Source organism: Pseudomonas sp. AP42 (genome assembly GCF_001728935.1).
Classification (GTDB): domain Bacteria; phylum Pseudomonadota; class Gammaproteobacteria; order Pseudomonadales; family Pseudomonadaceae; genus Aquipseudomonas; species Aquipseudomonas lactis.
In genome coordinates, this window is sequence record NZ_LYSO01000069.1 from 22,693 (window position 1) to 32,141 (window position 9,449).

A 9,449-nucleotide genomic window follows, 5' to 3' on the forward strand; every position below is an offset into this window, starting at 1 on the left:
GATACCGTTTCAATGCGTTGGTTGCTTGCTCTGATCTGCCTATCGTTCGCCACGCTGTCCCCGGCCTCCACGGTACAAACCCTTGACGGTAAAACGGTCGAGAAAGTCCTGGTCCTCAAGTCCGCCCACCAGCTGCAGCTGATCAACGACGGCAAGCCGTTCAAGACCTATCGCATTTCCCTGGGCAAGAACCCCAAGGGCCACAAGCTGATCGAAGGCGACCGCCGCACACCCGAAGGCCTCTACTGGCTCGACTGGCGCAAGACCAGCGACCGCTTCAACCTGGCCATGCACATTTCCTACCCGAACATCAGCGACGCCGCCCGCGCCCGCCGCGAAGGCGTGAAGCCGGGCAGCATGATCATGATCCATGGCACCCCCGACACCGAAGACTACCCGGAACAGTGGTTCCACACCCTGGACTGGACTGACGGCTGCATCGGCATGCGCAACGTGGACATGCGCGAAGTGTGGAACCTGGTCAAAGACGGCACCCTCATCGAGATTCGGCCGTAATCCCACGCCGTTCGTAAAATAATTCGAAAATAATTCCTGCCCCAGGCAGCGCCTGCCGGTGAATACCAGTTCACCGCGCGGGACCCTGCACTTGTGCGCACCACAAAGACCTCTCTAATACCACTTGATACCAAGCCCCATTAAAGCGCCCTGAAACCGGGATTCGCACCGTTTTGGTAGCATTGACATGGTATTTAAGTGGTATTAGTTTTCGGCCATTACCGGGCGACAACACTCCAATAACGCATCGGAAACCTGACAGATGAACCCCATCCTGGCCCTGCGCCCCGACGACAAGCAATCCACGCCGCTGTACCTGCAACTGGCCCGCAGCCTTGAAGCAGCGATCCATGCCGGCCATTGGAAATCCGAACAGGCCCTGCCTTCGGAACGCGCCCTCAGCGAGCAGTTGAGCATCTCGCGGGTCACCGCTCGTAAAGCGCTGGAAGTGTTGCTGGCTCAAGGCCTGATCCGTCGCAGCCAAGGCTCCGGCACCTTTATCACGCCGCGCCTGGAACAACCCTTGTCGCGCCTGTCGGGGTTCAGCGAAATGCTGCGGCTCAAGGGGTTTGTGCCCACGTCCCAGTGGCTGGAGCGCGACATTACCCCGCCAACCCATGAAGAACTGATCCGCCTGGGCCTGTCGCCCACCGACAAAGTGGCGCGCCTCAAGCGCCTGCGCAAAGCCGATGACACGGTGATGGCGATTGAAATGACCGCCATGCCAGCGTCGGTGTTGCCCCACCCCCAGGCCATCGGCAATTCGTTGTACGAATACCTGGAAAGCATCGGCAAACCCATCGTGCGCGCCTTGCAGCACATCCAGGCGATCAATGCCTCGGACGAGTTCGCCGCACTGGTCGGCATCGCCCCCGGCACCGCCATGCTGCTGATGACTCGCGTGGGCTACACCGCCGACAACACGCCGATTGAAATCACCGACACCTATTGCCGCAACGACTACTACGACTTTGTCGCAGAGCTGCGCCGCCATGACTACTCCGCCTGAATGCGAACTTAGAGAACTGCCCATGACTGAAGACAATATCCTCACGCCCAGCGGCTGGATGCGCGGTCGCCTGGTGCACGAGCACGGCAAGGTGGTCGCCATTGACGGCACGCCGTGCGACCCGGCCGATAACGACCTGCCCTACCTGCTGCCGGGCTTTATCGACCTGCACGTACACGGCGGTGGCGGTGCCGACATCATGGAAGGTGCGGGCGCCTTCGAGACCATTACCCGTACCCACGTGCGTTTTGGCACCACCTCGCTGCTGGCCACCACCATGACGGCGCCGGTGGAAGAAATCTCCCGGGTACTCGGTGAACTCGGCACGTTCTGCGAACAGCGCCCAGCCGGCAGCGCCCGCGTACTCGGCGTGCACCTGGAAGGCCCCTACATCAATCCGGGAAAACTCGGCGCCCAACCCAACTTCGCTCACACCGCGTTGATGCAGGAAGTGGAAGCCTACCTGCGCCTGGCGCCGATCCGGGTGATCACCATCGCCCCGGAAATCGCCGGCCACGACGGCCTGATCCGCGCCCTCAGCGAACGCGGCGTGCGCATGCAGATCGGCCACACCCTGGGCAGCTATGAAGAAGGCGTTGCGGCCCTGGCCGCCGGCGCCACCAGCTTCACCCATTTGTACAACGCCATGAGCCCGCTGCATCACCGCGAACCCGGCATCGTCGGCGCCGCGCTGGCCCACGCCCAGTACGCCGAGCTGATCCCCGACTTGCTGCATGTGCACCCCGGCGCCATGCGCGTGGCGCTGCGCTCGATCCCCTGCCTGTACTGCGTCACTGACTCCACCGCCGCCGCCGGCATGCCCGACGGCGAATACAAGCTGGGCAGCCACACCGTGACCAAATGCCTGGGTGGCGTGCGCCTGGCCGACGGCACCCTGGCCGGCAGCACCCTGACCATGGATCAGGCGCTGCGCAACCTGGTGAAAATCGGCCTGCCGCTCAGTGAAGCCTCACAACGCCTGTCGCAATTTCCTGCGGACTACCTGGGCCTGGAAGAACGCGGCCGCCTGCAACCCGGCAGCTTTGCCGACTGCGTGCGCCTGGACCGCTCCCTGACACTCACCGACGTAATGGTCGAAGGAGACACCATTGACTTCAAAAATGCTTGAAGAGGCCCTGGCCTCCTGCGACGCCGTCGCGGCCCAACTGCAACGCCTGGACCCGATGCTGGAAGAAATCGCCGGCCGCCTGCGCCGCCAGCCACCGCAAGTGGCGATGACCATCGCCCGTGGCAGTTCTGACCATGCCGCCAGCTACTTCGCCTACCTGGCCATGCAGCATGTGGGCATTCCGGTGGCGTCGTTGCCGATGTCGGTGGTGACCCTGTTGCAGGCGCCGATGAAAGTCAGCGGCCAAGTGGCGTTTGGGTTCTCCCAGTCGGGGCAGAGCCCGGATCTGGTCAACAGCCTGCGCCTGTTGCGCAAACGTGGCGCCCTGAGCATCTCACTGGTCAACGCCGAAGACTCGCCGCTGGAGGCCGCCTGTGAATTCCACGTGCCGCTGTGCGCCGGGCCGGAACTCAGCGTGGCCGCCACCAAGAGCTTTATCGCCACCCTCAGCGCAAGCGCGCAGCTGATCGGCCACTGGAATCAAGAAGCCGACTTGCTGCAAGCCTGCCAGGCCTTGCCCGAGGGCCTGCGTGACGCGGCCAGACAGGATTGGCGCACGGCCATCGACGCGCTCAAAGGTAGCCAGCGCTTGATGGTGATCGGTCGAGGCGCCGGGTTTGCCATCGCCCAGGAAGCCGCGCTCAAGCTCAAGGAAACCTCGGCGATCCAGGCCGAAGCCTTCAGCAGCGCCGAAGTGCGCCACGGGCCGATGGCGCTGATCGACGAGAACTACCCCCTGCTGGTGTTCGCCCCACGCGGCGCCGAGCAGGCCGGCCTGTTGAGCCTGGCCGCCGATATGCGCCAACGCGGTGCCCGCGTGCTGCTGGCTGCGCCGGATGACATCGCCGAACGCGACCTGACCCTGAGCCGCGCTGAACACCCGAGCCTGGATCCGATCCTGGCGATCCAGAGTTTCTACGTGATGGCCGCCGGCCTGGCTGAAGCTCGGGGCATGGACCCGGACCAGCCGCGCCACCTGAGCAAAGTCACCCGCACGCACTAAAGCGGCGTTTTCCTGATGAGTACCGTGCCCATGCCCAACAACAATAATCCATTGACCCTTAGCGCCCCCTTGAGTGGGCCGGTGCTGGCCCTGAACCGCGTCCCCGACGAAGTGTTCGCCAGCGGTGCCATGGGCGACGGTCTCGCTATCGACCCGCTGAACGATTGCCTGCAGGCGCCCTGTGACGGCGTGATCATCCATGTCGCCCGCACCGGGCATGCCCTGACTCTGCGCGCCGACAACGGTGCCGAAGTGTTGATGCACATCGGCATCGACACCGTGCAACTCAATGGCGAAGGCTTTGCCTTGCTGGTGAAGGAAGGCGCACGGGTGAGCCAGGGCCAGGCGCTGGTGCAGTTTGACCTGGACCGCATTGCGCGCCAGTGCAAGAGCCTGGTGAGCCTGATCATCCTCACCAACAGCGAGCGTTTTGCGCTGATGCCTCTGGCAGTGAAAAGCGTCAAGGCCGGTGAGCCGCTGATGCAACTGGCCCCCCGCTCGGGCACTGCCGTGCAGGCGGCTGTGGATAACTCCAGCGCCGAAGCCAGTGCCAGCGTGCGCATCACTCACCGTGGCGGCTTGCATGCGCGCCCTGCCGCGCTGGTGCGCAAGACGGCGCAGGGTTTCAGCAGCCAATCGCAGTTGCACAGCGGTGATAAATCGGCGCCATGCGACAGCCTGATCGGCCTGATGGGGCTGGGCATTGGCGAAGGCGACGAGGTGCGGGTGACCTGCCGTGGCACCGATTGCGAAGCCGCGTTGCAGGCATTGGTCGCCGCGCTGTCTGTGGTGGTGCACGAAGAACATCAGGCGCCGGTCGTGGCCACGCCCCGCCGCGTGAATACCGAAGCCAATGTACTGCAAGGCGTGTGCGCGGCACCGGGCCTGGTGTGTGGGCCGTTGTTCCGCCTCACGGGCATCGAGCTGCCGCAAGACACCGGCAGCCATAATGTCGGCGAGCAACGGCAACAGCTGGATGCGGCCCTTGAACAAGTGCGCGGTGAAATCCGCAGCACCCTGGACCACGCTCGCCAACGCAAGAATGTCGAAGAAGAAGAGATCTTCGCCGCCCACCTCGCCCTGCTGGAAGACCCCGCATTGCTCGACGCGGCCACCGCCGCCATCGCACAGGGCAGCGCCGCCACCCACGCCTGGCGCGATGCGATCCAGGCCCAATGCGCCGTGCTGCTGGCCTTGGGCAAGCCGCTGTTCGCCGAGCGCGCCAACGACCTGCGCGACCTGCAACAACGGGTATTGCGTGCCCTGCTGGGCGAAGCCTGGCACTTCGAATTGCCGGCCGGGGCGATTGTCAGCGCCCATGAACTGACGCCCTCGGACTTGCTGCAACTGAGCACGCAAAACGCAGCGGGCATCTGCATGGCCGAAGGCGGCGCGACCTCCCATGTGGCCATTTTGGCGCGGGGCAAAGGCTTGCCCTGTGTGGTGGCATTGGGCGATGAAGTGCTCGACGTGCCCCAAGGCCAACGGGTGGTGCTCGACGCCGCCAATGGCCGCCTGGAACTGGCCCCCAGCGACGCGCGCCATGCCGAAGTGCACCAGATTCGCGAAACACAAAAACTGCGACGTCAGCAACAGCAGGCCCAAGCCCAGCAAGCGGCGAGTACCCGCGATGGCGTGACCATCGAAATCGCCGCCAATGTTGCCTCCAGCAGCGAAGCCCAACTGGCGTTTGCAAACGGCGCCGATGGCGTCGGCCTGCTGCGCACCGAATTCCTGTTTGTCGACCGTCGCACCGCGCCGGATGAGCAGGAACAACGCCAGGCTTATCAGGCTGTGCTAGACGCCATGGGTGACAAGTCGGTGATCATCCGCACCATCGATGTGGGCGGCGACAAGCAACTCGACTACCTGCCGCTGCCTGTCGAGGCCAACCCGGTGCTGGGCCTGCGCGGCATTCGCATGGCCCAGGTACGCCCGGAACTGCTCGACCAGCAACTGCGCGCCCTGTTGCAAGTCTCGCCGCTGGGGCGTTGCCGCATCCTGCTGCCGATGGTCAGCGAGGTGGATGAACTGCTGCAGATTCGTCAGCGCCTGGATGAACTGTGCGCCGAGTTGGGTTTGAGCCAGCGCCCCGAACTGGGGGTGATGATCGAAGTGCCCGCCGCCGCGCTGATGGCCGAAAAGCTCGCCGAGCATGCGGACTTTTTGTCCATCGGCACCAATGACCTGTCCCAGTACACCCTGGCCATGGACCGCGACCACGCAGGCCTGGCCGCCCGTGTCGACGCGCTGCACCCGGCGTTGTTGCGGCTGATCGCCCAAACCTGCGCCGGCGCGGCCAAGCATGGCCGCTGGGTAGGCGTGTGCGGCGCGCTGGCCTCTGACCCGCTGGCCACGCCCGTACTGGTCGGCCTGGGCGTCACCGAGCTGTCGGTGAGCCCGCCGCAGATCGGAGAGATCAAGGACCGCGTTCGCCACCTGGACGCGGCGCAATGCCGGCAACTGAGCCAGGAGCTGCTCAACCTGAGCAGCGCCAAGGCCGTTCGCCAAGCCTGTCAACACCACTGGCCGCTGAGCTGAAAACAACAAGAATAGGGAGACACGCCATGTACCAACACTTTATCGAAGGCCTGCAACGCCTGGGCCGCGCACTGATGCTGCCGATTGCGATCCTGCCGATTGCCGGCCTGTTGCTGCGCCTGGGCGACACCGACTTGCTCAACATTGCGGTGATGCACGACGCCGGCCAGGCGATCTTCGCCAACCTGGCGCTGATCTTTGCCATCGGCATTGCCGTGGGGTTTGCCCGTGACAACAACGGCACTGCGGGCCTGGCCGGGGCGATTGGCTACCTGGTGATGATCTCCACGCTCAAGGTGATGGACACCACCATCAACATGGGCATGCTCGCCGGTATCGCCAGCGGCCTGATGGCCGGTGGGCTGTACAACCGCTTCAAGGACATCAAGTTGCCGGAATACCTGGCGTTCTTCGGTGGGCGACGGTTTGTACCGATCGTCACCGGCTTCAGCGCGGTGGGCCTGGGCGTGATTTTCGGCCTGATCTGGCCGCCGATCCAGCACGGCATCAACAGCTTCGGGGTGCTGCTGATGGAAAGCGGCAGCCTGGGCGCGTTCGTGTTTGGCGTATTCAACCGCCTGCTGATCGTCACCGGCTTGCATCACATCCTTAACAACATGGCCTGGTTCGTGTTCGGCAGCTTTACCGACCCGGTAACCGGCGCGGTGGTCACGGGCGACCTGACCCGCTACTTTGCCGGCGACCCCAAAGGCGGCCAGTTCATGACTGGTATGTTCCCGGTGATGCTGTTCGGCCTGCCCGCCGCGTGCCTGGCGATGTACCGCAATGCGCTGCCTGAGCGGCGTAAAGTAATGGGCGGGATTTTCCTGTCGATGGCGCTGACCTCGTTCCTCACCGGCGTGACCGAACCGATTGAATTTGCCTTCATGTTCCTGGCGCCATTTCTGTACCTGATCCACGCGCTGCTCACCGGCCTGTCGATGGCGGTCACCGACCTGCTGAATATCCACCTGGGCTTTACCTTCTCCGGTGGGTTTATCGACATGGTGCTGGGCTGGGGCAAGTCCACCAATGGCTGGCTGGTGGTACCGGTGGGCCTGGCCTACGCGGTGATCTACTACAGCGTGTTCAGCTACTGCATCCGCCGCTTCAACCTGAAGACACCGGGCCGTGAAGACATCCAGGTGGTGCAGGCTGAAGCGATGAGTGATAACCAGCGTGCGACGGCTTATATCCAGGCGTTGGGCGGCGCTGAGAACTTGCTGAGTGTGGGTGCTTGTACCACGCGGCTGCGCTTGGACATGGTGGATCGCAACAAGGCGGTGGATGCGCAGCTCAAAGCGCTGGGTGCCATGGCTGTGGTGCGGCCGGGGAATGGGGGGAGTTTGCAGGTGGTGGTTGGGCCGATGGCCGATAGCATTGCCGATGAAATTCGCTTAGCGATGCCGGGGTTTATTGCCGCAGCGCCTGTAGCGGTTGCACCTGTGGATAAGCCGGTAACGGTGAATGTGCAGGAGGCTGAGAAGTGGCTGAGTGCCTTGGGTGGCCGGGGGAATGTGCGCCATCTGGAAGCGGTAGCGATGACCCGGTTGCGGGTGGAGTTGGGGGATGATTCGCGGTTGTCTGAGGCTCAGCTCACTGCGCTGGGCTGTCAGGGTGTGAGTCAGCTTGAGAGCGGTGTTTGGCACCTGTTGATGGGTGACAAGGCATCGGGGTTGGGTGAAGCGCTGGAGCGGTTGGTGACTCACCCGATCAATGCCTGACGGCGCAAGGGTGACGCAGAGCGTCACGGGATGCGTTCCCACGCAGAGCGTGGGAACGATCAAACATTAGTAAGCGTCTTAAGTAACCGTGATCACCCATGGTTCCGAGCTATCCTGTGTATCTCTGTTAACGGCCACGAACTCGTATTTCTTGGCATCCAAATTGTTCACAGTAACTTCGAAGGGGGTACCAGCCGTGGCTTGCGCACTCCCTAAGACCTGCCCTTGCGGGCCATCTTTGATATCAACAAGCCCAGAAACAGAGACGCGACCGGTAAAGATCAACGTTCTACGAGGCGTATTGCCGCCACTTGGAATCTCTTGCCCACCTGCCGTTTTAACGCTGGTAATCAAAACAACCATGATCATTCTCCATCTGCGTAAGTGAGGAGCCAGTGAGCCATTATTGGCGAACAGGGGTAACTGTTAGAAATAACAGTTTCGATGAGCGGTTCGGGCCACTTTAGTGGTTGGGCGAGGCGTTGGAGCGGTTGGTCAGTGGCGTTGAGGTCGGTGCCAGGCTCTAGAGATGTCTTGGCTATTCTGGCCTATTCGCGAGCAAGCCCGCTCCCACCGCGTTGCCAAGTCAGGCACCGATCAAAATGTGGGAGCGGGGTTGCTCGCGAATGGGTTTTAACTGGCGCCGGAAGGTTTAAGCTCGGGCACTTCGTTCAAGTCCAACACCCGATCCACCATGAGCTGAATACCCTCCAGCATCCGGCAAATCGCCAAGACAACATCACGCTGCGCGCCAGCGACTTCAAACGCCAGCTGGCTGGTTAGCGCCTGCAGCGAAGCGATGTCCTGCGAGGTATTGGCGAGCAAGGTTTCGCTATCGATACTGCGTCGTACGCTGAATAACTGATCGGAAGGGGGATTGGGACTGTCTTTGATCATGGTAATGCTCCTCAAAAAATGGGAACTACCAACATCACTTGCAGATGATGGGTGGCAGCTGTGTGCGGGCCTGCAAGACCAAGGAAGGAGCATCCCGGGTAGACCCAAAGGTCTCCCGCACACAGCCACCATAAAGCGATGACCATGAAAAGCGCCACGATTATAGCGGCGCTTATGAGCTCCAACATAATTTCGGCGGGCTTGCAGTCCCGGTCGCTGAATTGGCAGCGACCGACGAAGGTTAGTGGTACCCGTTCTGAGGGACAACCTGAAAGGATTGTCGGAAAGTTCTGAGGCGCCTGCACCGGCGCCATCGCAGGTAAGCCAGCTCCCACAGTGGGGTGATGCATGACAGGACAACACGTTCAAACTGTGGGAGCCGGGCTTGCCCGCGATGAGCATAGCTATACACAACTTCGGCACGAAGCTAAATCTGTGGCGAGGGAGCTTGCTCCCGTGACGATTAGACAGCCGACGCCTATCTACCTGACACCCCACGATCCAAATGTGGGAGCGGGCTTGCTCGCGAAGACGGCCTAACAGTTAACACAGTTGGACCGTGTACATATCCATTCCTGCGGTAACGGCCACCTAAGGTTCCGCTCTGACAGCGGCTCACTTTTGAAAAGC

At 62.3% G+C, this 9,449-nt stretch carries 8 protein-coding genes; 6 read left to right on the forward strand and 2 right to left on the reverse strand.

The window, feature by feature from the left end:
- Positions 1-12 precede the first annotated feature (12 nt).
- From A7K61_RS20710 to nagE, 6 genes are all read left to right on the forward strand, one after another.
- Positions 13-516, forward strand: coding sequence for a murein L,D-transpeptidase family protein (locus A7K61_RS20710; RefSeq protein ID WP_047711705.1), 504 nt, complete (start codon positions 13-15; stop codon positions 514-516).
- Positions 517-778: 262 nt separating this feature from the next.
- Positions 779-1,525 carry a GntR family transcriptional regulator gene (locus tag A7K61_RS20715; RefSeq protein WP_069558256.1) on the forward strand — a complete coding sequence of 249 codons (747 nt, stop codon included), beginning with the start codon at positions 779-781 and terminating at the stop codon, positions 1,523-1,525.
- Between the two features lie 22 nt (positions 1,526-1,547).
- Complete coding sequence (nagA, locus tag A7K61_RS20720) at positions 1,548-2,654, forward strand: N-acetylglucosamine-6-phosphate deacetylase (protein WP_047711706.1); 1,107 nt, start codon at positions 1,548-1,550, stop codon at positions 2,652-2,654.
- A complete protein-coding gene (locus tag A7K61_RS20725; RefSeq protein ID WP_125970639.1) occupies positions 2,635-3,657 on the forward strand; it encodes an SIS domain-containing protein in 1,023 nt (340 codons plus the stop codon). Before nagA ends, A7K61_RS20725 begins: the two co-directional genes overlap by 20 nt.
- Positions 3,658-3,687: 30 nt before the next feature.
- Positions 3,688-6,198, forward strand: a complete 2,511-nt coding sequence (gene ptsP / locus A7K61_RS20730; RefSeq protein ID WP_069558257.1) for a phosphoenolpyruvate--protein phosphotransferase — start codon at positions 3,688-3,690, stop codon at positions 6,196-6,198.
- A 26-nt stretch (positions 6,199-6,224) separates the two neighbouring features.
- Positions 6,225-7,922, forward strand: a complete 1,698-nt coding sequence (nagE, locus tag A7K61_RS20735) for an N-acetylglucosamine-specific PTS transporter subunit IIBC (RefSeq protein WP_047711709.1) — start codon at positions 6,225-6,227, stop codon at positions 7,920-7,922.
- A 78-nt stretch (positions 7,923-8,000) separates the two neighbouring features.
- On the opposite strand, the gene A7K61_RS20740 is transcribed toward nagE, so the two are convergent.
- Complete coding sequence (locus A7K61_RS20740) at positions 8,001-8,285, reverse strand: hypothetical protein (protein ID WP_044272421.1); 285 nt, start codon at positions 8,283-8,285, stop codon at positions 8,001-8,003.
- A gap of 270 nt (positions 8,286-8,555) precedes the next feature.
- Positions 8,556-8,819 (reverse strand): DUF6124 family protein, encoded by a 264-nt coding sequence (locus A7K61_RS20745; RefSeq protein ID WP_032895417.1) that lies wholly within the window; start codon positions 8,817-8,819, stop codon positions 8,556-8,558.
- Positions 8,820-9,449: the final 630 nt, after the last annotated feature.